This window comes from Pseudomonas sp. YA1, assembly GCF_058680555.1.
Map to the genome: position 1 here is coordinate 225,052 of NZ_JBZWBG010000006.1, position 22,818 is coordinate 247,869.

Below are 22,818 nucleotides of genomic sequence, written 5' to 3' on the forward strand. Positions count from 1 at the left end.
TGGGCACGGTGCGCAGTAAAATCTTCAAGATTTTTCTTACAAGGCAATAGGACTCGTCCAAGTTACCTCGCCCATAGCTCCCGGTACCCTCGCCCGTTACACCTTCCAAGCACCAACGGGATCTCCAGGGCTTATGCTTCTTCGAACCATCAGTGTGGAAACTGCCGAGCAGACGGAACTGAATGCGGCCTTGTTGTGTGGTTTCGCCATTCCCGCCAGCGACCGCAACTTCATCGCCTACAGCCTCAACGAACAGGTCGACGAAAACGACTCGCGCGTCTACATCGCCTCCCTGTTCAAGACCGACGACGGCTTCCGCCTGGGCCGCCTCGACACCGACGAGGCCTGCGAGGCGGCCATCCAGGTGTTCCGCCAGCTGGTCCGCGAAGCCACCACCGGCAACCGCCGGACCAGCGACCTGGCCTACCACCTCATCGACCTGCAGGACGCGGCCATCGCCCCCTCGCGCCGGGAAGAACACCGCTCCCTGGTGCTCGAACGCGAGTGGGTGATGAAGCTCGTCACCTTCGAGTCCCCCCATGGCTACGGCCCCGCCCTGGATGGCGAGGAACCCTGCGCGGACGTCCCGCCGCTCGTCCATGAGGCCCTTTTCGAAGACGCCGCTCCCGATGTCTTCGCCGCGGACGATGCGGACGAGGCCTCGGACGGGCCGGCGGAGCCCATCGACGAGCCCGAGGCGGCGGAAGACGAAACCGTCACCGAGGCCGGCTGCGTCGAGCCCGAGCCGCGGCCGGAGGCGGAAACGGCAGCGCCCGAGGGTGGGGCGCCAGCCGAGTTCGCGACGAAAGCGGAGCAGTCCGCCAAGGTAGCGGATGCCGAGGCCATCGGCGCCTTCGTCGACAACGCCAGTCATCTTCGCGAGGAGCTTGCCGACCTGGCGCAGATGCTCCACCCCGCGCTGCACGCCGCCGACGCCACGGGCAGCGCCAACCTTCCGTCTCCAGACGCCGCCGAGGAATCCTCCATGCCCCCGAGCCCCTCCCCCCTCGCCGCACCCGCGCCGGAACCGGTATCGGCCAGGGTCCCCAGCCTGTCGCTGCGCCTCCGGGTGCCGCCCGCACGCCTGGCGGGCGCCGAGGGCGAGGCCGACGCCAGAGAGGCGCCCACCCAGGCCGCCGCCGTCATTCGCCAACCCGAGGATGAAGCCCACGTGGATACGGATACCGCGCTCGATATCGGCAACGATACCGAGCATCTGCTACAGGACGTGCAGGGCACCCTGGCCGACCTCGCCGGAATGGCCCAGCAACTGAGCCAGCAGAAGCAGGAAGCGCTCAAGCAGCAGGAGTCGCTGGAGTCGCTCCAGACGCAATTGCACGAGAAGGAGCGGCAATTGCAGGAAAAGGAAAAGCAGCTCCGGCAGTGGCACAAGCGCCTGCAGGACGACCGCCAGGCGCTGGAGCGGGAAACCGAGCAGAGCAACCGTCTCCTGGCCGAGCGCAGCGCGGCCCTGCAACAACTCGCGGAAAGCGTCGAAGCCCGCGAGCGCAGCAGCGCGCGGCGAGCCGAGGTACTGCAGATCGAGCAGGAACGCCTCGAAGAGTTGCGCAGCCAGCAGAACCTGCGCCAGGCCGAACTGGAAAAGCGCGAAGCCAGCGTCCAGCAGCGCAGCCTGGAACTCGGCGAGCGCTTCAAGAAGCTGGAAAGCGCCCGCGAGAAGCTGGCGCAGATCGTCAAGGGTTTCAACGAGACCGTACAGTTCAATACCGCTCTGCACGCCATCAGTCATACCGGGTTGAAGCGCCAGGAAGAGAGCGCAGCCGAACTGGAATAAGGTTCTCCTCCGGCAAAAGGGCGCGGCGCCGATACTGGCCCGCGCCCTTTTTCATTCGCCCAGCCGCGCCCGGCCGCTCGCCCTCGGGACGCGGTGCCGCCGGCCAGTTCACCGGTGCGCAGAGCAGTTGTGCGCCGGACAGCGCCGGCAGGCGCACCCATTCGGGAAACTCCAGGTCGTAGCAGACCATCACCGCGATTCGCCCGAAGCGGGTGGCGACCACCGGCGCTGGCCCTGGCACAAGGCCATGGGAAGGACGGAGTGTCGGCAAGCGAAGACGGGAAGGGAGTCAGTCAGGTCAAATAATCAGTTGAGCATTCTCTGAACCATACGCAGGGCGATCGCTGAACCGAGGGCCGCTGAGGCTCCGCGTGGTCTCTTCTGCCCCCGCTCAAGGGCGGCGCGCAGCATGGCCCTCGGCGGAAACCTGTGGTGCCTGGGTCTGCCCCGCCTCGCGCGCCAGCAGGTCGCGCAGGCCCTGCGCATCCAGCGGCCGGCTGAGCAGGAATCCTTGCAGTTCGTGGCATTGCTCGTCGCGCAGGATATGCATCTGCCCTTCGGTCTCCACCCCCTCGGCGGTGACCCGCAGGTTCAGGGCGTTGCCGAGATTGATGATGGCCTGCACGATCGAACGGTCGCGCCCGGTCTTCTCCATGCTGGCGACGAAGCGCTTGTCGATCTTGATGCTGTCGAAGGGATAGGTGCGCAGGTAGCCGAGCGAGGAATAGCCGGTACCGAAGTCGTCCATGTTGAGGCGGACGCCCAGTTCCTTGAGGGCCGTCATGGTCCGCAGCGCGCCGTCGACATCGTTGAGCATGACGTTCTCGGTCACCTCCAGCTCTAGCCGGCGGGCATCCAGGTGGGCCAGGCGCAGCGCCTCGCGCACCTGCCAGACGATATCGCCGGTCATGAACTGCGCCGGCGACACGTTCACCGAGACCATCACCTCGCCCGGCCAGGAGGCGGCGGTGGCGCAGGCCTCGCGCAGCACCCAGTTGCCGATCTGCACGATCAGGTCGCTTTCTTCCGCCAGGCCGATGAACTCGTCCGGGCCGATCAGCCCGCGGTGCGGATGGTTCCAGCGGATCAACGCCTCCGCCGAGGCGATCGTCTGTTCCTGCGCCAGGAAGCGCGGCTGGTAGTACAACTCGAACTCGCCGTTCTGCAAGGCGGCGCGCAACTCGGTCTCGCGCAGCTTCTTCTCGGCGAGATGGGAGTCCATCGCTTCCAAGTAGAAACGCCAGGTATTGCGACCCGCGGCCTTGGCCTCGTACATCGCCACGTCGGCGCAACGCAGCAGGCCGCGCGGATCGCCGCCGTGCTCCGGCGCCAGGGCCACGCCGATGCTGGCGCCGACATGGAAGCTGTGCCCTTCGTAGGCGATCTCGCGGTTGATCACGTCGATCAGCCGGCTACAGAACTTCTCGATTTCCAGCTTCGACGACACGTGGGTACTGACCACCACGAACTCGTCGCCGCCGAGCCGGGCAACCATGTCCTGGTCGCGGGTCGAGGCGCGCAGCCGTTCGGCGATGGCGTAGAGCACCGCATCGCCGGCGGGATGGCCATGCTGGTCGTTGATCGGCTTGAAGCGGTCGAGGTCGAGCATCAGTACCGCTACCGGCGACTTGCCAGCCTTTTCCGCCAGCAGGCGTTCGAGGAACTGGAACAGCTTGTTGCGGTTCGGCAGGCCGGTCAGGGCATCGTGCAGGGACAAATGCTGGATCTTCGCATGGGCTTCGACTTCGTCGGTGATGTCGGCCGCCGTGCCGCGATAGCCGCTGGCGACGCCGTTGCGGATCGCGCTGGCGCTCAGCTTGCCGACCCGCGCCTGGCCCTGGCTGTCGCGGAAAGCGCAGACCAGGCTGGACGGCGCACCGGCATCGGGCAGCCCTTCCAGCCACTTGACGATGTTCACCGTATCGCTATCCAGCAACTCGTCCAGCCGCCGCCCGATCCAGGCCTCCGGCTGGTAGCCGGTGACGTCGCGGAAGCGCACGGAGAGATAGGTGAAGACGAAATGCCCGTCGACTTCCCAGATCCAGTCCGAGGCCGCCTCGGCTATCGACTTGAAACGTTCCTCGCTGGCCAGCAGGGCCTGGTTGCTGCGTTTCAGGACCTTCTGCTGGCGATCCACCGCGCGAGCGTTGAGCACGGCGCTGCGGCTCAGCCAGAACAGCAGCCCGGCGGCGAGCACGAAGATTCCCAGCAGCGGCAACGCGGTCTCCCGCAGCATGGCGCTACCCGGACGCGACGACACCCAGGCCAGGCGATGGGGAGTGCCCTCCAGGGCAAGGCTTTCCTTGTCGCCCGCCGCGCCGCCGGCCAGCAGGTGCAGGTTGGCGATGCCGTAGTCGCCGCCGAGCTTGGCCAGCTTCGCCGGGGTCAGCCGGTCGACGAAGACCATCACCGAGGCCTTGTCCAGGTCGATGGGCGCATGATCGCTGGTGGGCTTGATCGCCGAGGCGACCAGGATCGCCGGTGCGCCGTCGAAGTCGACGTAGCGGCTGATCGCCGCCTCGTCCACCGCGGCGCGGCGGGCGGCGCTGAGGATGTCTCCGGCATCGGCGCCCAGCGAGTCGGCCAGCGAGCGCTCGGACAGCTCGCCCTCGAGCATGGCGTAGCGAGTGCCACGGTCGTCGATGACGAAGACGCCGTCGTAGCCGTTGGTGGTGTAGAGCACCGAGCCGAGGTTGTTCTTGGTGAAGGCCCAGTCCACGTCGACCCGGTTTCCCAGATAGACGTAGGCGTCGGTCCAGAACGAATAGGTGGTGGAGAACTGCTCGGAATTTTCCCGGCGATTCTGCAGCGCCTTTTCCACGTAGAAATGGCTCTGCTCGATGGCGATGTCGTCCTGCTGCCTGGCGATGTGCAGGATCGCCCAGCCGCATGCACCGAGGGCGAGGAAAAGGGCGGCCAGGAACATTAGGAGATGCTTGGAGACCTGGGAGACTGCGGTACCGCTGGCAATCGCTGAAGCAAGCATCGATTCGCCATCCTTGTGACCGTATAGGTGCGGGCCTTGGTCACTGTCTTATAGTTAAGCATCCAGGGGGCGTCAAAAAACCCGCTTGGCAAGCGCATCGGCGCCGGAGATGCGGCTGCCTCTCCCGGAAAGACGCGCGCCGCCGCTGGCCTCGGCGGCGCGCGGCGGCTCTCAGCGGCCCTGCCTGGCGACGATCGCCTCGGCCACGCTGGCCGGTACCTCGGCATAGCGGACGAACTCCATCGAGTAGCTCGCGCGCCCCTGGGACATCGAGCGCACGTCGGTGGCATAGCCGAACATTTCGCCCAGCGGGACCTCGGCACGGATCACCTTGCCCGCCGGGGTATCCTCCATGCCCTGGATCAGGCCACGCCGGCGGTTGAGGTCGCCCATCACGTCGCCCATGTAGTCCTCCGGGGTCACCACCTCGACCTTCATCACCGGCTCCAGGAGCACCGCTCCGCCCTTCTGCGAGAGTTGCTTGGTGGCCATCGAGGCGGCGATCTTGAACGCCATCTCGCTGGAGTCGACGTCATGGTAGGAGCCGTCGTACACCGTCGCCTTCAGGCCAATCAGCGGGTAGCCGGCGAGCACGCCGTTCTGCATCTGGTCCTCGATGCCCTTCTGGATCGCCGGGATGAACTCGCGGGGAATCACCCCGCCGACCACCTCGTTGTGGAACTCCAAGCCTTCCTGCCCCTCGTCGGCCGGAGCGAAGCGGATCCAGCAATGGCCGAACTGGCCGCGGCCGCCGGACTGGCGGACGAACTTGCCCTCGATCTCGCAGGTGTTGCGGATGGTCTCGCGATAGGCCACCTGCGGCTTGCCGATATTGGCTTCGACGCCGAACTCGCGGCGCATGCGGTCGACGATGATGTCCAGGTGCAACTCGCCCATCCCGGAAATGATGGTTTGCGCGGTCTCCTCGTCGGTCTTCACGCGGAACGACGGGTCTTCCTGGGCCAGCTTGCTCAGAGCGATGCCCATCTTCTCCTGGTCGGCCTTGGTCTTCGGTTCCACCGCCACCGAGATCACCGGATCGGGGAAGTCCATGCGTTCGAGGATGATCGGCTTGTCGATGGCGCACAGGGTGTCGCCGGTGGTCACGTCCTTCATGCCGATCAGCGCGGCGATGTCGCCGGCGCGCACTTCCTTGATCTCGTCGCGCTGGTTGGCGTGCATCTGCACCATCCGCCCGACCCGCTCCTTCTTGCCTTTCACCGAGTTGAGCACCGCGTCGCCGGAAGTCAGCACCCCGGAATACACGCGGGCGAAGGTCAGGGTGCCGACGAAGGGGTCGGTGGCGATCTTGAACGCCAGCGCCGAGAACGGCTCGTCGTCGTCCGCATGGCGCTCGTCGTGCTTCTCTTCGTCGTCCGGGTCGGTGCCCCTGATCGCCGGGATTTCCGACGGAGCCGGGAGATAGTCGATCACCGCGTCGAGCACCAGAGGCACGCCCTTGTTCTTGAACGAGGAGCCGAGCACCGCCGGTACGATCTGGTTGGCCAGGGTCCGCTGGCGCAGCCCGGCCTTGATCTCCTCGATGCTCAGTTCCTCGCCTTCCAGATACTTGTTCATCAGTTCGTCGTTGGCCTCGGCGGCGGCCTCGACCATGTGCGCCCGCCACTCCTCGGCCAGCGCCCGCAACTCCGCCGGGATCTCCTCCTCGCGGTAGCTGGTGCCCTGGTCGTCATCGTTCCAGTAGATGGCCTTCATCTTCACCAGGTCGATCTGCCCGCTGAAGTTTTCCTCCGCGCCGATCGCCAGCTGGATCGGCACCGGGACATGGCCCAGGCGTAGCTTGATCTGCGCGACCACGCGGAGGAAATCGGCGCCCTGGCGGTCCATCTTGTTCACGTAGGCCAGGCGCGGCACATGGTACTTGTTGGCCTGGCGCCAGACCGTCTCGGACTGCGGCTCGACCCCGTCGGCGCCGCTGAACACCACCACCGCGCCATCGAGCACGCGCAGCGAGCGCTCCACCTCGATGGTGAAGTCGACGTGGCCGGGGGTGTCGATGATGTTGAAGCGATAGCGGTGCGGGAACTGCTTGGTCGAGCCCTGCCAGAAGGCCGTGGTCGCCGCCGAGGTGATGGTGATGCCGCGCTCCTGCTCCTGGACCATCCAGTCCATGGTCGCCGCGCCGTCATGGACCTCGCCCATCTTGTGGTTGACGCCGGTGTAGAAGAGGATCCGCTCGGTCGTCGTGGTCTTGCCGGCGTCGACGTGGGCGACGATGCCGATGTTGCGATAAAGCTCGATGGGAGTGGTGCGAGCCATGATCTGCCCCTTGGGTGCTGCCCTGGATGATGGGAACGACTGCTGAAAGAAAAATGTAGCTGAAGAAAGGACGCCACAGCACCGCCGCGACGCCTGCTTTTCGACCTCGGCAGAGGGTACGGGTTCTGCCGCTCCGGCCCGCCGACGAAAGGCGCGACGGTCGGGCTTGTTCCCAGCGGACATAAACTCATGGCGCAAAGGTCTAAGCCGTCCCTGGAAAATCCCCCGGCTCGACGGACATCCCTGGACACACCGGAACAAGGGATGCCCCGACCATGCACCGATCGCTCCACACCGACGCGCCGCTGGGCGCCGCCCTGCTGCTGGCCCTGCAGCTCGCTCCCGGCAGCGCCGCCGCGGCGGAGGGACAGGCGCCTGTCGACCCGCCCACGGTCCAGTTGCAACGAATCGAGGTGACCGGCAGCGCGATCCGCCGGGTCGATGCGGAAACCGCGGTGCCGATCAGCGTCCTGCGCGCCGAGGAGCTGCGCCAACAGGGCGTGACCAGCACCGAGGAACTGATCGGCCGGCTTTCCGGCAACCAGGGCGTATACAACTCCAGTCGCTCGGTCGGCAGCGCCACCGGCGGCGCCTCGTTCGCCGACCTGCGCGGGATCGGCGCGAACAAGACCCTGGTGCTGCTCAACGGCCGGCGCCTGGCGAACAATGCCATCGACGGCTCCGCGGTGGATCTCAACACCATTCCCTTCGCCGCCATCGACCGGGTCGAGGTGCTGCGCGACGGCGCCTCCGCGCTGTACGGCACCGATGCCATCGGCGGGGTGATCAACTTCATCACCCGCAAGAGCCTGAACGAAGGCCGCGTCGACAGCGGCTACGCCTCCCCCACCCACGACGGCGGCGGCAACCAGCGCAACGTCAGCGCTAGCTGGGGCTTCGGCGAGCTGGAGGAGGATCGCTTCAATGTCTTCGCGGTGGCCAACTACGACAAGCAGGAACGCCTCGGCGCCAAGGACCGCGGCTACACCTACAATTACCAGCCGGGACGCGGCCTCGACTACAGCTCCGGCACCGCCTTCCCCGGCAACTGGAGCCAGGGAGCCAACGCCAGCAATCCGCTGGCCGCCGGCGGTTGCAAGGGCGCCGACCTGATCCCGCGCAACAGCATCTGCCGGCAGAGCCTGTGGCGCTACCTCGACCTGGTGCCGGAAACCGAGAAGACCTCGGTGTTCAGCCGCGCCACCGGCAAGCTGGCCGACGAGCACAACGTCAGCCTGGAGTACTTCTGGTCGCGCAACGACAACGCTACCCAGGTCGGCCCAGGGACCCTCACCGGCCTGCAGATCGATCCCGGCACCGCCTTCTATCCCGGCAACGGCATCACTCCCGGTCCCGGCGGCTTCGTCCTCGACCCGAGCCGTCCGGTGGAGGTCAACTGGCGGCAGAGCGTGCTCGGGCCGCGCCTGCAATCCTCGCAGAACACCGGCCAGCGCCTGCTGCTCGGCTTCGACGGCCAGTTCGCCGGCTGGGACTACGATATCGGCGCCTCGTACAACCAGAACAAGGTGGTCGACCATATCCACAGCGGCTACGTCGATGATCGCGCCGCCGCCCTCGGCATCGCCAACGGGACGCTGAACCCGTTCGGGCCGCAGACCGACGCCGGCCTCGCCTACCTCGGCAGCCATGCCCTGAGCGGCGACTTCCGTACCTCGGTCGGCCGCGTCAAGGGCCTGGACGCCCGCGCCAGCCGGGAGATCGGCGACTGGTTCGGCGCCGGGCCGGCGGCCCTGGCGCTGGGTGGCGAATTCCGCAAGGAAGCGTTCCACCAGGACATCCAGGACTTCGCCGGCAACGTGCAGAGCCTCGGCGTCGATCCCGCCGCCACGGTCAGCGGCGAGCGCAACCTGAAGGCGCAGTACGCCGAACTCAACGTGCCGGTGCTGGACAGCCTGGAACTCAGCGCGGCGATCCGCCACGACAAGTACAGCGACTTCGGCAGCACTACCAACCCGAAATATTCGTTCCGCTTCCAGCCGTTCCGCCAGTTGGTCCTGCGCGGCGCCTACAGCGAAGGTTTCCGCGCGCCGTCGCTGTACGAACTGTACAACCCGACCTTCACCACCTATACCAGCGCCAACTACGACGACCCGCGCCTGTGCGCCGGCGGCCAGCCGAGCCAGGGCGGCATCGCCAACCGCGACTGCGCCCAGCAGTTCTACAACGCCACCGGCGGCAACACCGACCTGCGACCGGAAACCGCGCGCAACGTTACCCTGGGCCTGGTCTACCAGCCGCTGCGCGACCTTTCCGTCGGCCTGGACTTCTGGTGGATCAGGATCGCCAACCAGATCGCCGAGTTTCCCGAAGCGGCGATCTTCGCCGACCCGCAGGCCTACGCCGGACGCATCGTGCGCAAGGCCGACGGCTCGATCGATCACGTCGTCACCGGACTGGCCAACCTCGGCAAGGTAAAGACCAGCGGCGTCGACCTGAGCCTCGATTATCGTTTCCCGGCCAGCCGCTACGGGCAGTTCGGGCTCGACCTGCAAGGCACCTACGTGTCCCGCTACGACTTCCAGCAGCAGATCGGCGGCCAGTACCTGGACAACGTCGGCGACTTCCAGGGCGTCGGCGTGATCGCCCGCTGGAAGCACGTCGCCAACGCCACCTGGAGCCGCGACGCCTGGCAGGCCACCCTGAGCAACCGCTACACCAGCGGCTACAACGACTACGATCGCGCCAGCCACGGCAGGGTCGGCTCGTGGAACCTCTGGGACCTGGCCGGCAGCTACCGCCTCAGCCACGCGCTGGGGCTGACCCTCGGGGTGAAGAACCTGTTCGACCGCGAACCGCCGTTCAGCAACCAGACCTACACCTTCCAGAGCGGCTACGACCCGCGCTACACCGATCCCTACGGGCGCATCCTGTTCGGCCGCCTCAGCTACAGCTTCTGATGCCGGCGCGGGCGCCCGGCCGGTATGGCCGGCAAGCCCGTCGACGGCTGTCCAGCTACCAGATCCGGTAGCCCTGCCAGATTTCGCAGGCGACCAGATCTGGCAGGTTGTTGGGCCCCCGGCGCCATGCAACCTATTACGCCTCTCGCCCCCCACCCGTTCGCGCAAGAGGACACCGCATGATCATTCTCGGGATCACCAACAACGACCTGGCCGGCGCCTGCCTGGTGCGCGACGGCACGATCGTCGCCGCCGCCAGCGAGGAGCGCTTCACCCGCCAGAAGGACCACAAGGCCTGGCCGAGCCGCTCCATCGACTATGTGCTCGGCGAGGCCGGCATCGACCTGGCCGACATCGACCGCATCGCCTACGGCTGGAACGCCGGGTTCGACGCCGGGCGGCACCTCGACCTCTACCTGGACCGGGTCCTCGAGGAAGCCCGCGAGCGTCCCGAGGGCCTGCCGCACCTGCGCAAGCGGATCGCCGACGAGATGGCCAACGACAAGGCCAAGCGCGGCGAATTCGATGCCTTCGTCCGCGCCAACGGCCTGCGCGGCAAGGTCGAGTACATCGACCATCACGAATGCCACGCCCTCGGCGCATTCGTCTGCTCGCCGTTCGACGAGGCGCTGACCCTCACCTGCGACGGCCGCGGCGACTTCCAGTCGCTCACCGTCACCCACTACCGCGCCGACGGCGGCGAGACGGTCCTGCAACGCGAGACCAGCGTCGACAGCCTGGGCTACTTCTACGGGCGCATCACCCGCCTGCTCGGCTTCAAGCCGAACCGCCACGAAGGCAAGATCACCGGCCTGGCGGCGTTCGGCGACGCGGAAAAGCTGCTGCCGCTGATGAACGACATGATCCGCCTGGAGAACGGCCGCCTGCGCGCCCGCTGCGGCGAACTGTACCTGCCCTCCTACGACGGCTACAGCGATCCGCTGCTGCAACGCTGCGCGGCGGAACGCCCGGCGGATGTCGCCGCCGCCGCGCAACGGCACTCCGAAGACCTGCTGGTGGCCATCGCCCGGGAGCACGTGGCGCGCACCGGTTGTGCCAACCTGTGCCTGGCCGGCGGGGTGTTCGGCAACGTCAAGCTGAACCAGCGCCTGCGCGAGATCCCCGGGGTCCGCGATGTCTACGTGCTGCCCTGCATGGGCGACGGCGGCCTGGCCCTGGCCGCGGCGGTGGCGGTGGCCTATCGCGAGAACGGTACGCGCTTCCCGGCGCCGAGCATGGCCCTCGGGCCGGACGCGCGCAGCGCCGCGCAGAATGCCGAGCTGATCGCCAGCCAGTACCCGCAGCTGGCCTACAGCCGGCCAGCCAACCTGATCGAGACGCTGGTCGAAGCGCTGCGGGAAAACCAGGTGCTGGGCATGTTCAAGGGCCGCATGGAGTTCGGTCCGCGCGCCTTGTGCAACCGCAGCATCGTCTACCATCCCGGCGATGCCAGCGCCAACGACTGGCTCAACCAGCGCATGGAACGCACCGAGTTCATGCCATTCGCCCCGGTCACCGCGGTCGAGCACGCCGAGGGCTGCTACATCGGCTGGCGCGAAGACCAGGTGGCGGCCGACTACATGACCATGACCTACGACTGCCATGCGGATTTCCGCGCGCGCTGCCCGGCGGTGGTGCATGTCGACGGCACCGCCCGGCCGCAGATCATCCGGCCGCAGGCCGATCCGTTCATGCACGCCCTGCTGCATGCCTGGCATGCCCGCAGCGGCCAGCCGGCGCTGATCAACACCTCCTTCAACCGCCACGAGGAACCGATCGTCTGCGCCCCGCAGGACGCCCTCGGCGCGCTGGAGGACGGCATGGTCGACCTGGTGGTGCTGGGCGAGTCCCTGCTGGTCTGGCGCAAGGGCGAGAACGCCTTCGCCAGGGCGCGCTTCGAGTGAGGCGCAAACCGCAGCGAACCGGCACGGCGACGCGTGAACCGGCATGTACCTGATCTTTTCCGGCTACTTCGCCGCCGAGGGGCTGATCTATCCGTTCTGGCCGACCTGGCTGGCCAGCCTGGGCTTCGGCGCCAGCCAGATCGGCCTGTTGATCGCCGCGGCCTACTGGCCGCAGGTGATCGCCGGGGTGGCGCTGACCTACGTGGCCGACTGGCGCATCGACCAGTTGCGCCTGGCGACCCTGCTGGCGGCCCTGGCCGGCGCCTGCGCCCTGCTGTTCCAGCTGGCCGAGGGCCTGCCGCTGTTCATCGCCCTGAGCGTGCTCTACGGCGCGTTCTGGACCAGCGTGCTGCCGCTCACCGAATCCTACCTGCTCAAGCGCGACAAAGCCGCCCTGCAGAACTACGGGCGGGTACGCGCAGTCGGTTCGCTGGCCTTCATCCTCACCGCGACCCTGGGCGGCCTGCTGCTCGGTCGGTTCGGCCAGCAACTGGTGCCCGCCCTGGTCGGCCTGACGATGCTGCTCACCGCCCTCGCCTGCCTGTTCCTCCGTCGCCGCAGCCTGCGCCGTCCGGACTCGCCGCTGCCGGGCGCCAGGCGCCGTCCCGACCTGCGCGGGATCCTCCGGCAACGCCCCCTGCTGCTGGCCATCGCCGCGGCGGGAATGATCCAGCTGAGCCACTCGCTGTACTTCACCACCGCCTCGCTGGGCTGGCAGGCGCTGGGCTACTCGTCGTTCTCGGTCGGCGCCTTCTGGGGCCTGGCGGTGATCGCCGAGATCAGCTTCTTCGCCGTCTCCAACCGCATCCTGGACCGCCACCCGGCGCTCCAGGTGATGCTCTTCTCCAGCCTTTGCGCGGCGCTGCGCTGGGGCCTGCTGGCCGGCAGCGAACATCTCGCCGCGATCCTCCTCGGCCAGTGCTTGCACGCCCTCAGCTTCGCCGCCTACCACGCCGCGGTGATGCGCTACATCCGCGACCACGCGCCGGAAAGCGCGCGGGTACTGACCCAGGGAATCTACTACTCTCTGGCGGTAGCGCTGCCCATGGGCCTCGCCAGTCCGGCCGCCGGCTGGCTGTACGAAGGCCTGCCGCAGTGGTCCTATCTGATCATGGCGCTGTTCGCCCTCGGCGGCGCGGTCCTGGTCTGGCTTGCCCTACAGAGTGCCCGAGATGCATCGACTAGCGTTTTCAGCCGTTCTGTTTGACATGGACGGCGTCCTGATCAGCTCCCGCGAAGCCATCGCCGCGGCCTGGAGCCGGGTTGCCGGCGAACAGGGCGTGGCGCTCGGCCCGGACTGCCTGCGCGACCACGTGCACGGTCGTCCGGGCGGCTACACCCTGGACTATCTGTTCGGCCACCTGCCGATGGAGCGCCGGCGGATCCTCAAGCAACGGGTCGATGCGCTGGAGGAAGGCGCCGACTGTCCCCTGCTGCCCGGCGTCGCCGCGGTGATCCGCCAGCTGCGTTGGCTGGACGTGCCCTTGGCGCTGGTCACCAGCAGTTGGCCGGCACGCATCGACCACGTGCTGCGCCAGCACGACCTGCAGGCGGCGTTCCGCACCCTGGTCAGCCGCGACGACGTGGTCCACGGCAAGCCGGCTCCGGATGGCTATCGCCTGGCCGCGGCCAGGCTCGGCGTGGCACCGTCGCGCTGCCTGGTGTTCGAAGACTCCCTCAGCGGCGTGCAGGCCGCCTGCGCCGCCGGCGCGACCTGCGTGGTGATCGGCGAGGAGAGCGGCCTGCTCGCCGCCGGCGCGCGCTGGTCGGTCCGGGATTTCCGCGAGCTGCGGATCGTCCGCGAAGACGACCGGCTGTACTGCCAGCATCGGCACCCCGCCACGACCGGCAGCGAGAGGAGCGTTGGCGTCCCATGAGCCCGACCCTGCAAGATGCCCGGCTGCTCTGGGACTTCCTCGGCCAGGGCCGCTGCCATGTGCCCTGCGAACTGCTGGTGGTATGCGGCTCCTACGACCTGCGGGTCTGCGACCACGCCTGCGAACTGCTCGAACGCGGCCTCGCCGAACGCCTGCTGTTCACCGGCAACACCGGGCACTGGACGCGCCATCTCTGGGTCGAGCCGGAAGCCGAGCTGTTCGCCCGCCACGCCAGGGCACGCGGGGTAAGCGACAGCCTCATCGTGATCGAGCCGCGGGCGACCAACTTCGCCGAGAACATCGCCTTCGCCCGCGAGCTGTTCCCCGACCTGCGCCGCGCGACCTTCGTCACCAAGCCCAACTCGATCCGCCGCGTGGCGCTGACCCTGCCGGTCCGCTGGCCGGGGCTGGAGGGACACGTGGATGCGCCCGACTACGCATTTCCCGACGGCATCTCGAACCTGGTCGGCGTACTCGGGGTGATCGACGAGATGGTTGGCGACCTCGACCGCATCATGCGTTACCCGGCGCTGGGCTTCCAGGTCGCCTGCCCGATCCCGGCGCAGGTCATGGACGCCTGGGAACGCCTGGTGGCGCGGGGTTTCGACCGCCACCTGGTGAACCCGCCGCGCTGAGCTGACAGCTCTGTAATCTTCCCCACAGCTTGCCGACAGGCGCGCGCCGCTAGGGTGTCCGCATCGCCGCACCGCCCTGGCGGGGCCGCGACCTCCCGGCTGCGCAGGCTCGCGCAGTCCGTCCTGCCACCTGCGTGGAAACCAGCGGATGCACAGAACTTCGCGACGCACCTTCGTCAAAGGCCTCGCCGCCACCGGTCTGCTCGGCGGACTGGGTCTCTGGCGCGCCCCGGCCTGGGCCCTGGCCGGGCCGGGCCAGCAGAACCTGCTCGCCGGCGACAGTTTCGACCTGTTCATCGGCGAGACCCCGGTGAACCTCAGCGGCTCGCCGGCCACCGCCATGACCATCAACGGTTCGCTGCCCGGCCCGACCCTGCGCTGGCGCGAAGGCGACAACGTGACCCTGCGGGTGCGCAACCGCCTCGCCGAGGACACCTCGATCCACTGGCACGGCATCATCCTGCCGGCCAACATGGATGGCGTGCCGGGCCTCAGCTTCGAAGGCATCGCTCCCGGCGGTCTCTACGAATACCGCTTCAAGGTCCGGCAGAACGGCACCTACTGGTACCACAGCCACTCGGGGCTACAGGAGCAGGCCGGGGTCTACGGCGCCCTGGTGATCGACGCCCGCGAGCCGGAACCGTTCAGCTACGACCGCGACTACGTGGTGCTGCTCAGCGACTGGTCGGACGAGAAGCCGCAGCGCATCCTCGCCAAGCTGAAGAAGCAGTCCGACTACTACAACTTCCACAAGCGCACCGTCGGCGACTTCATCGACGACGTCAGCGCCAACGGCTGGGCCGCGACCTTGGCCGACCGCAAGATGTGGGCCGAGATGAAGATGAGTCCCACCGATCTCGCCGACGTCAGCGGCTACACCTATACCTACCTGCTCAACGGACAGCCGCCGGACGGCAACTGGACCGGCCTGTTCCGCCCCGGCGAAAAGCTCCGCCTGCGCTTCGTCAACGCCTCGGCGATGAGCTATTTCGACGTCCGCATTCCCGGCCTGAAGATGACCGTGGTGGCCGCCGACGGACAGCACGTCGAGCCGGTCAGCGTCGACGAGTTGCGCATCGCCGTGGCCGAGACCTACGACGTGATCGTCGAGCCGGGCGGCGAGCGCGCCTATACCCTCTTCGCCCAGTCCATGGACCGCAGCGGCTACGCCCGCGGCACCCTGGCGCTGGCCGAAGGGCTTAGCGCGCCGGTGCCGACGCCCGATCCGCGCCCGCTGATCGGCATGGACGACATGGGCATGGGCGGCATGGACCACGGCGCCATGGGGCATGGCGCGGCGACGAGGCCCGCCAGCGAGATGGACCATTCGAAGATGTCGGGCATGGACATGAACGGCATGGACCACTCCAAGATGGCCGGCATGGACATGAACGGCATGGACCATTCCAGGATGGGCATGGGCGCCATGCCGATGCAGTCCCATCCGGCTTCGGAGGACGGCAACCCGCTGGTCGACATGCAGACCATGACGCCGACACCGAAGCTCGCCGACCCCGGCCTCGGCCTGCGCGACAACGGGCGGCGGGTGCTGACCTACGCCGACCTGCGCAGCCGCTTCGCCGACCCGGACGGCCGCGAGCCGGGGCGCACCATCGAGCTGCACCTGACCGGGCACATGGAGAAGTTCGCCTGGTCCTTCGACGGCATCAAGTTCTCCGACGCCGAGCCGCTGCGCCTGACCTACGGCGAGCGCCTGCGGATCGTCCTGGTCAACGACACCATGATGACCCACCCGATCCACCTGCACGGCATGTGGAGCGACCTGGAGGACGAGCAAGGCAACTTCCTGGTGCGCAAGCACACCATCGACATGCCGCCGGGCACCCGCCGCAGCTACCGGGTCACCGCCGACGCCCTGGGGCGCTGGGCCTACCACTGCCACCTGCTGTTCCACATGGAGATGGGCATGTTCCGCGAAGTGCGGGTAGACGAAGGAGACAACGCATGAGCCGCCAGCCGAAACCCGCCCGCCTGGCCGGCGGTGCCCTCGCCCTGGGTCTGCTGCTGGGCCTGCCGAATCCCGTCGAGGCCGCGCAGGACAATGGCATGGAGCACTCGGCCATGGACCACGGCGCGATGCCTGGCATGGACCACGGCCAGAGGACCCCCGCCCCGGCGAAACCCATGGACCACCAGGGGATGGGGCATGGCCGGATGCCGGGGATGGACCACGGCGCCGCATCGCCCACCCCGGCACAGCCCATGGAGCACCAGGGAATGGACCATGGCCGGATGCCGGGGATGAGCCACGCTGCGCGGCAACCTCCGGCGCAGGCCGCGCCCAGCCAGAGCCGTACGCCGATCCCGGTGCCGACCGAGGCCGACCGCCGTGCCGCCTTTCCGCCGCTGGAGGGGCACAAGGTGCACGACAGCGCGCTGAACAGCTTCTTCCTGCTCGACCAGTTGGAATACCAGGACGCCGACGACGGCAGCGCGCTGGCCTGGGACGCCAGCGGCTGGATCGGCGGCGACATCAACCGCCTGTGGCTGCGCAGCGAAGGCGAACGGCTCGACGGCAAGACCGAGGACGCCGAGGTCCAGGCGCTGTTCGGGCACGCCATCGGTCCCTGGTGGGACCTGGTCGCCGGCGTGCGCCAGGATTTCAAGCCCGGCTCGCCGCAGACCTGGGCGGCGTTCGGCGTGCAGGGCCTGGCGCTCTACGACTTCGAGGCGGAAGTCACCGCCTTCCTCGGCGAGAACGGCCAGAGCGCGCTGCGCCTGGAGGGCGAGTACGACATCCTGTTGACCAACCGGCTGATCCTCCAGCCCAGCGCCGAGGTCAACCTGTACGGCAGGAACGATCCCGCCCGCGGCATCGGTTCGGGCCTTGCCGATAGCGAGCTGGGCCTGCGCCTGCGCTACGAGATCCGTCGCGAGTTCGCGCCCTACATCGGGGTGACCTGGAACCGCTCCTACGGCAACAGCGCCGACCTGGCCCGCGCCGAGGGCGAGGACGACGACGAGGCGCGCTTCGTCGCCGGTATCCGCATGTGGTTCTGAACGCGATCGCGGCCAGCCGCTAGCGGTAGCCGTCGAGCAACGGCGAATCGTCGATGAGGTCGCAGCGTTCCAGCGCTGGCAGGTTGCACGGCCGGTAGTCGGGGCATTCGTCCAGCCGCCGCTGCACCGAACGGTGCAGCTTGACCCGGGTTTCCTGCCCGACCGGTTCCAGCGGCCGCGAGCGCGGCCGGCCACGCGACCAGCGCCAGGCGCGGTTGCCGCTGCGGCGGTCCCAGACCAGCAGCGGCAGCCACTCGGCCAGGCGCCAGGGCCGGGTCATCACCGGCAGGATCGGCGCGGTCGGGTCCGGGCCCTGCTTCGAACGTGCGCGCAACTGGTCGCGGCTGCGCGCCGGGTCGACATGCAGGCCGGCCTCCAGCGCCTCGCCGAGCATCCAGGTAAAGGCCACCAGGGCCAGCCGCGAGTCCTTCGGCGCATAGCCACCGCCGACATCGGAGTGCATGCCGGGGAACCACACCTGCAACACGTCGGACTTGCGGTCCTTCTCGCCGAACCAGAGGTTCTGCCGGAAGAAGCAGCGGCATTCGTCGATGGCCAGGGCCTGGCGGACCACGTCGACCATTTCGTTGTTCGAGGAATACGGCACGGTCAGCGGGTCGTAGACCCAGCCCACCGAGGTCACGGTGTCGAACAGGCCGAGGAAGTGCACCTTCACCTGCCGGCCGAAGACCTTGCGGAAGCGCCCCAGCAGGCCGAAGTCCGGCCCGCGGCGACGCGTGCCGGCCCGCTTGTCTTCGTCGCGGGGCGGCATGCGGGTGGTGAGCAGGGTCCAGGCGTAGTCGAAGAGGTGCGGCTGGTGCGCATCGATCAGGCCCACCGCACGCAGCATCGCGGCCAGCACGCGCACCGCGTAGGCGCCACGGGAAAAGCCGAAGAGGAATATCTGGTCGCCGGGCCGGTAGTGCTCGGCGAGGAAGCGATAGGCGCCCTCGACGTTGCGCTTGAGCCCCCAGCCGAAGGCCAGGCCAGCGATCCGCGAGGGAAACTTCTGCCACTCGAACAGGGTTTCCTTCAGGCCGAAGGTGCCGACGCCCTGGTCGTAGTAGGCCAGCACCCTGCGCGGATCGCGCGACAGCGAACGGTACAGGCGCACCACGTTGGTCGGCTGGTCGCCGAAGCGGTTCGAGGTTCCGTCGATGCAGACCACCAACTGGCGCGGCGCGTCGTTGTCCTGGGCGCTGCCGGCAGGCGGCAAGGCGGAATCGGGGGAGAGATCGTCCATTGGGCTCACGCAGGCAAAGCCTGACTTCCGTCGGCGGTGGATGGGAATGGCGACGCATGATACCCAACCTGGATGATCCGCCAAGCGCGCATTGCCGGGAAATGACGGCAAAGACGAAAAACCCCTGGAGCCGCAGGGCGGATAACCGCTTCGCGGTTATCCGCAGCCCCTGGCTTCGGCGAGGGCGGGTCGAGCCGGCCGCTCAGCCTGCCCTGGATACCCCGAGGAACGGCTGCCACGCCGGCGCGCCACTATCCGCCGCGGCCTTGAGGGCGGCCACCGCCGCGTCGACGTCGGCCTCGCGGGTGTAGCGACCGAGGCTCAGGCGCACGCTGCGGCCGGCGCTGGCGGCGTCGTGGCCGAGGGCGAGAAGCACGTGGGACGGCGCCGGCCGCGCCGAGTTGCAGGCCGAGGTGCTGGACACCGCCAGGCTGGACTCCAGCGCCTGGGGGACGAAGGCCGGGTTGTCGAAGGTCAGGTTCAGGGTATGCGCGATGCGTGCGTCGGCGCTGCCGTTCAAGTGCCAGCCGTCGATCTGCGCCAGCCCCTCCAGCAGACGCCGCTGGAGTCCGGCGATGCGCCTGCCCTCCTCCTCGAAAAGCTCGCCGGCGAGGGCGAAGGCCTCGCCCATGCCGACGATCTGGTGGGTCGCCAGGGTCCCGGAGCGCAGGCCCTGCTCGTGTCCGCCGCCGTGGATCTGCGCCTTCAGCCGGCGCTCGGCGCGCGGCCCGACGTACAACGCGCCGATGCCCTTGGGCCCGTAGGTCTTGTGTGCGGAGAACGACATCAGGTCCACCGCCAGGCGGCCCAGGTCGATCACCACCTTGCCGCTGGCCTGCGCCGCGTCGACGTGGAACAGCGCACCGCGCTCGCGCACCCGTTCGCCGATGGCGGCGATGTCGGTCAGGGTGCCGAGTTCGTTGTTGACCCGCATCAGCGACACCAGGCGGGTATCGGCGCGCCAGGCCGCCTCCACCTGTTCCGGCCGGATCAGGCCATCGGCGCCGGGCGCCAGCCAGGTCACGCTCCAGCCGTCATCGGCGAGTTGCTGCACGGTGTCCAGCACCGCCTTGTGCTCCAGGCGACTGGTGATCAGGTGGCCGGGCGTGTCCAGCACCTGGGCCACGCCCTTGAGGGCCAGGTTGTTGGATTCGGTGGCGCCGGAAGTCCAGACGATCTGCCCGGCGCTGGCGCCGACCAGCGCGGCCACCTGCTCCCTGGCCCGCTCCACCGCCCGCCGCGCCTGGCGGCCGTAAGCATGGGAGTTCGACGCGGGATTGCCAAAACACGCCTGGTAGCCGAGACACTCCACCATGGCCCGGATCACGCGCTCGTCCACGGGCGTGGTGGCGGCGTAATCGAAGTACAACGGTAACGAACTCATCGCATTCCCCCAATCGATCGAACGGCCCCGGAAGCCGACATGGCTCCTTGTCCCTGACGGGCCCGCAGGCCGATCTTAAGAAAAGCGCCGGGGCGTCTGGAAAGAACCTTTCGGAACATCCTTAGAGTCTGCATGGTTTCCCGCCTCAGATTCCCAGCCCGGCCACCCGCAGGTGCTCTTCCAGGCGCAGCGCGGGTATCGCTCCGAGCAACTCGCGGGTATAGGGGTGGCGCGGCTGGCTGAACAGCGCCGCGGCGCTGCCCTGCTCCACCACCCGGCCGTCCTTGAGTACCAGGATGTCGTGGGCCAGGGCGCGTACCACGGCCAGGTCGTGGCTGATGAACAGGTAGCTCAGCCCGTGGCGACGCTGCAACCGACGCAGCAGCTCGACCACCTGGCACTGCACGCTGCGGTCGAGCGCCGAGGTCGGTTCGTCGAGCAGGATCAGCGCCGGCTTCAGCACCAGCGCGCGGGCGATGGCGATGCGCTGGCGCTGGCCGCCGGAAAACTCGTGGGGATAGCGTTCCAGGCAAGGCTCGTCGAGACCGACCTCGCGCAGCGCCTCCAGCACCCGCGCGCGGCGTTCGCCGGCATCGCCGATGCCATGGATACGCAGGCCTTCGCCGACGATCTGTTCCACGCTCAGGCGCGGGTTGAGGCTGCCGTAGGGGTCCTGGAACACCGCCTGGAACTGCCGGCGCAATGGCAACAGGCGCTTGCCGTGCAGCCGGTCGAGGCGCTCGCCCTGGAACAGGATCTGCCCTTCGGCCGGCAACAGGCGCAGCAGCGCCTGGCCGAGGGAGGACTTGCCCGAACCGCTTTCGCCGACGATCCCCAGGGTGCTGCCACGGCGCAGCCGCAGGCTGACCTCGTGCACCGCGCGCAGTCCCGCGCGCCGGCGCAGCCAGCCGCCGGGCGCGGCATAGTCGAGGCTCAGCGCGCGCACCTCCAGGCAGGTCTCGCGGCACGCCACCGGCTCCGCCAGGCCACCCGGCTCGGCCTCGATCAGCAGCCGCGTGTAGGGATGCCGGGGCGAACGGAACAGCGTCTCGCAGGCGTTCTCCTCGACGATCCGGCCATCGCGCATCACGCAGACCCGGTCGGCGACCCGACGCACCAGGTTGAGGTCGTGGCTGATCAGCAGGATCGCCATGCCCAGCCGTCGCTGCAAGCTTTGCAGCAGCTCCAGGAGGCGTTTCTGCACGGTAACGTCGAGAGCCGTGGTCGGTTCGTCGGCGATCAGCAGTTGCGGCTCGCAGGCCAGCGCCATGGCCAGCATCACCCGCTGCCGCTGGCCGCCGGAGAGCTGGTGCGGATAGGCCTCGAACAGACGTCGCGGCTGTTCCAGGCCGGCCAGTTCGAGCAGTTCCAGCACCCGCTCGCGCAGCGCGGCGCCACGCAGGCGACGATGCAGGCGCAGGCCCTCGCCGACCTGGCGGCCGATGCGCTGCAACGGATTGAGCGAGGTCATCGGCTCCTGGAATACCATGCCGATGCGCTGCCCGCGAATCGCCAGCAATGCCTGCGGCGACAGCGCGAGCAGTTCCTCGCCGTCCAGGCGCACGCTGCCGCCCAGGCGCGCCGCGCCCGGCAGCAGGCGCAGCAGGGCGTGGGCGGTCTGCGACTTACCGGAGCCGGACTCGCCAACCAGGGCCAGGGTCTCGCCGGCGCGCAGGCTGAAGTCGATCCCCTTCACGACCTGCGTGTCGCCATAGGCGACGCTCAGGTTTTCCACTCGCAACAGTTCCCGGTTCATCTCATGTCCTCGGATCGAAGGCGTCGCGCACCGCTTCGCCGATGAACACCAGCAAGCTGAGCAAGGTCGCCAGGACCACGAACACGGTCAGCCCGAGCCAGGGCGCCTGGAGGTTGTCGCGGCCCTGCCCGACCAGTTCGCCAAGGCTCGGCGAGCCGGGCGGCAGGCCGAAACCGAGGAAGTCCAGGGCGGTCAGGGTGGTCACCGCGCCACAGAGCAGGAACGGCAGGAAGGTCAGGGTCGCGACCATGGCGTTGGGCAGGATGTGCCGGAACATCACCCCGGCGTCGCCGAGGCCGAGGGTCCGCGCCGCCTTGACGTACTCCAGGTGACGACCGCGAAGGAACTCGGCGCGAACCACGTCGACCAGGCTGGTCCAGGAGAACAGCAGCATGATCGCCAGCAGCCAGCCGACCCCGGGCTGCACCAGGCTGGCGAGGATGATCAACAGGTAAAGCATCGGCAGACCCGACCAGACCTCGATGAAGCGCTGGCCGAACAGGTCGATCCAGCCGCCGTAGTAGCCCTGCACCGCGCCGGCGCAGATTCCCAGCAACGACGAGGCCAGGGTCAGGCCGAGGGCGAAGAGGATCGACAGGCGCAGGCCGTAGATCACCCGCGCGAGCACGTCGCGGCCCTGGTCGTCGGTGCCCAGCCAGTTCTCCGCCGAGGGCGGCGCCGGCGCCGGGCGCGCGTAGTTGATGCTGCGGGCGTCGAAGCGGATCGGCGGCCACAGCGCCCAGCCGTCGCGGGCGATGCGTTCGCTCATGAAGCGGCCGCGGTAGTCCGGCGGGAACGGCAGCTCGCCGCCGAAGGCGGTTTCCGGATAGTCCCGCAGCACCGGCAGGAACCATTGGCCACGGTATTCCAGCAGCAGCGGGCGGTCGTTGGCGATCAGCTCGGCGAACAGGCAGGCGACGAACAGCGCGAGGAACAGCCGCAGCGCCAGGCGCCCGCGGCGATTGGCGCGGAACGCGGCGAGGCGGCGGCGGTTCAGCGGGGAAAGGACGATGGCCATC

The 22,818-nt window shown here is 68.4% G+C and carries 14 protein-coding genes and 1 pseudogene; 8 read left to right on the forward strand and 7 right to left on the reverse strand.

Going from position 1 to position 22,818, the window contains the following annotated elements; genetic code table 11:
* The first annotated feature begins 133 nt into the window (after positions 1-133).
* On the forward strand, positions 134-1,795 hold the full coding sequence (locus tag AC4OR5_RS10580; protein ID WP_023101308.1) for a hypothetical protein: 1,662 nt from the start codon (positions 134-136) through the stop codon (positions 1,793-1,795).
* 28 nt (positions 1,796-1,823) lie between these two features.
* On the opposite strand, the pseudogene AC4OR5_RS10585 reads toward AC4OR5_RS10580, so the two are convergent.
* The 3 genes and pseudogenes from AC4OR5_RS10585 to fusA form a co-directional block, all read right to left on the reverse strand.
* Positions 1,824-2,027, reverse strand: a pseudogene (locus AC4OR5_RS10585) (nitrilase-related carbon-nitrogen hydrolase); the annotation flags it as partial.
* Between the two features lie 159 nt (positions 2,028-2,186).
* On the reverse strand, positions 2,187-4,781 hold the full coding sequence (locus AC4OR5_RS10590; RefSeq protein WP_003128667.1) for a bifunctional diguanylate cyclase/phosphodiesterase: 2,595 nt from the start codon (positions 4,779-4,781) through the stop codon (positions 2,187-2,189).
* A 171-nt stretch (positions 4,782-4,952) separates the two neighbouring features.
* On the reverse strand, positions 4,953-7,061 hold the full coding sequence (gene fusA, locus AC4OR5_RS10595; RefSeq protein WP_003139642.1) for an elongation factor G: 2,109 nt from the start codon (positions 7,059-7,061) through the stop codon (positions 4,953-4,955).
* A 275-nt stretch (positions 7,062-7,336) separates the two neighbouring features.
* On the opposite strand from fusA, the gene AC4OR5_RS10600 reads away from it, so the two are divergent.
* The 7 genes from AC4OR5_RS10600 (at position 7,337) to AC4OR5_RS10630 (ending at position 17,416) form a co-directional block, all read left to right on the forward strand.
* Entirely contained in the window at positions 7,337-9,979 is a 2,643-nt protein-coding gene (locus AC4OR5_RS10600) for a TonB-dependent receptor (protein ID WP_058160403.1), read from the forward strand.
* A 179-nt stretch (positions 9,980-10,158) separates the two neighbouring features.
* On the forward strand, positions 10,159-11,883 hold the full coding sequence (locus AC4OR5_RS10605; RefSeq protein ID WP_058160402.1) for a carbamoyltransferase family protein: 1,725 nt from the start codon (positions 10,159-10,161) through the stop codon (positions 11,881-11,883).
* Between the two features lie 43 nt (positions 11,884-11,926).
* Positions 11,927-13,090, forward strand: a complete 1,164-nt coding sequence (locus AC4OR5_RS10610) for an MFS transporter (RefSeq protein ID WP_003109654.1) — start codon at positions 11,927-11,929, stop codon at positions 13,088-13,090.
* Position 13,091: 1 nt separating this feature from the next.
* Positions 13,092-13,760: an HAD family hydrolase gene (locus tag AC4OR5_RS10615; protein ID WP_058160401.1), complete on the forward strand. Its 669-nt coding sequence runs from the start codon at positions 13,092-13,094 to the stop codon at positions 13,758-13,760.
* Entirely contained in the window at positions 13,757-14,395 is a 639-nt protein-coding gene (locus AC4OR5_RS10620; protein WP_003088740.1) for a YdcF family protein, read from the forward strand. Before AC4OR5_RS10615 ends, AC4OR5_RS10620 begins: the two co-directional genes overlap by 4 nt.
* Before the next feature lie 148 nt (positions 14,396-14,543).
* Positions 14,544-16,364 (forward strand): copper resistance system multicopper oxidase, encoded by a 1,821-nt coding sequence (locus AC4OR5_RS10625; protein ID WP_033984006.1) that lies wholly within the window; start codon positions 14,544-14,546, stop codon positions 16,362-16,364.
* The gene (locus AC4OR5_RS10630) at positions 16,361-17,416 is read left to right on the forward strand and encodes a copper resistance protein B (RefSeq protein WP_058160400.1); all 1,056 of its coding nucleotides are present in this window, start codon (positions 16,361-16,363) and stop codon (positions 17,414-17,416) included. Before AC4OR5_RS10625 ends, AC4OR5_RS10630 begins: the two co-directional genes overlap by 4 nt.
* A gap of 19 nt (positions 17,417-17,435) precedes the next feature.
* On the opposite strand, the gene AC4OR5_RS10635 is transcribed toward AC4OR5_RS10630, so the two are convergent.
* The 4 genes from AC4OR5_RS10635 to AC4OR5_RS10650 all read right to left on the reverse strand — a co-directional run bounded on the left by AC4OR5_RS10635 (position 17,436) and on the right by AC4OR5_RS10650 (position 22,817).
* Positions 17,436-18,659, reverse strand: a complete 1,224-nt coding sequence (locus AC4OR5_RS10635) for a T6SS phospholipase effector Tle1-like catalytic domain-containing protein (RefSeq protein WP_003088736.1) — start codon at positions 18,657-18,659, stop codon at positions 17,436-17,438.
* Positions 18,660-18,861: 202 nt separating this feature from the next.
* Positions 18,862-20,043 carry an aminotransferase class V-fold PLP-dependent enzyme gene (locus tag AC4OR5_RS10640; RefSeq protein WP_058160399.1) on the reverse strand — a complete coding sequence of 394 codons (1,182 nt, stop codon included), beginning with the start codon at positions 20,041-20,043 and terminating at the stop codon, positions 18,862-18,864.
* Positions 20,044-20,188: 145 nt separating this feature from the next.
* The gene (locus AC4OR5_RS10645; RefSeq protein WP_003109649.1) at positions 20,189-21,799 is read right to left on the reverse strand and encodes an ABC transporter ATP-binding protein; all 1,611 of its coding nucleotides are present in this window, start codon (positions 21,797-21,799) and stop codon (positions 20,189-20,191) included.
* 1 nt (position 21,800) lies between these two features.
* Positions 21,801-22,817, reverse strand: a complete 1,017-nt coding sequence (locus AC4OR5_RS10650) for an ABC transporter permease (protein WP_023126071.1) — start codon at positions 22,815-22,817, stop codon at positions 21,801-21,803.
* Position 22,818: the final 1 nt, after the last annotated feature.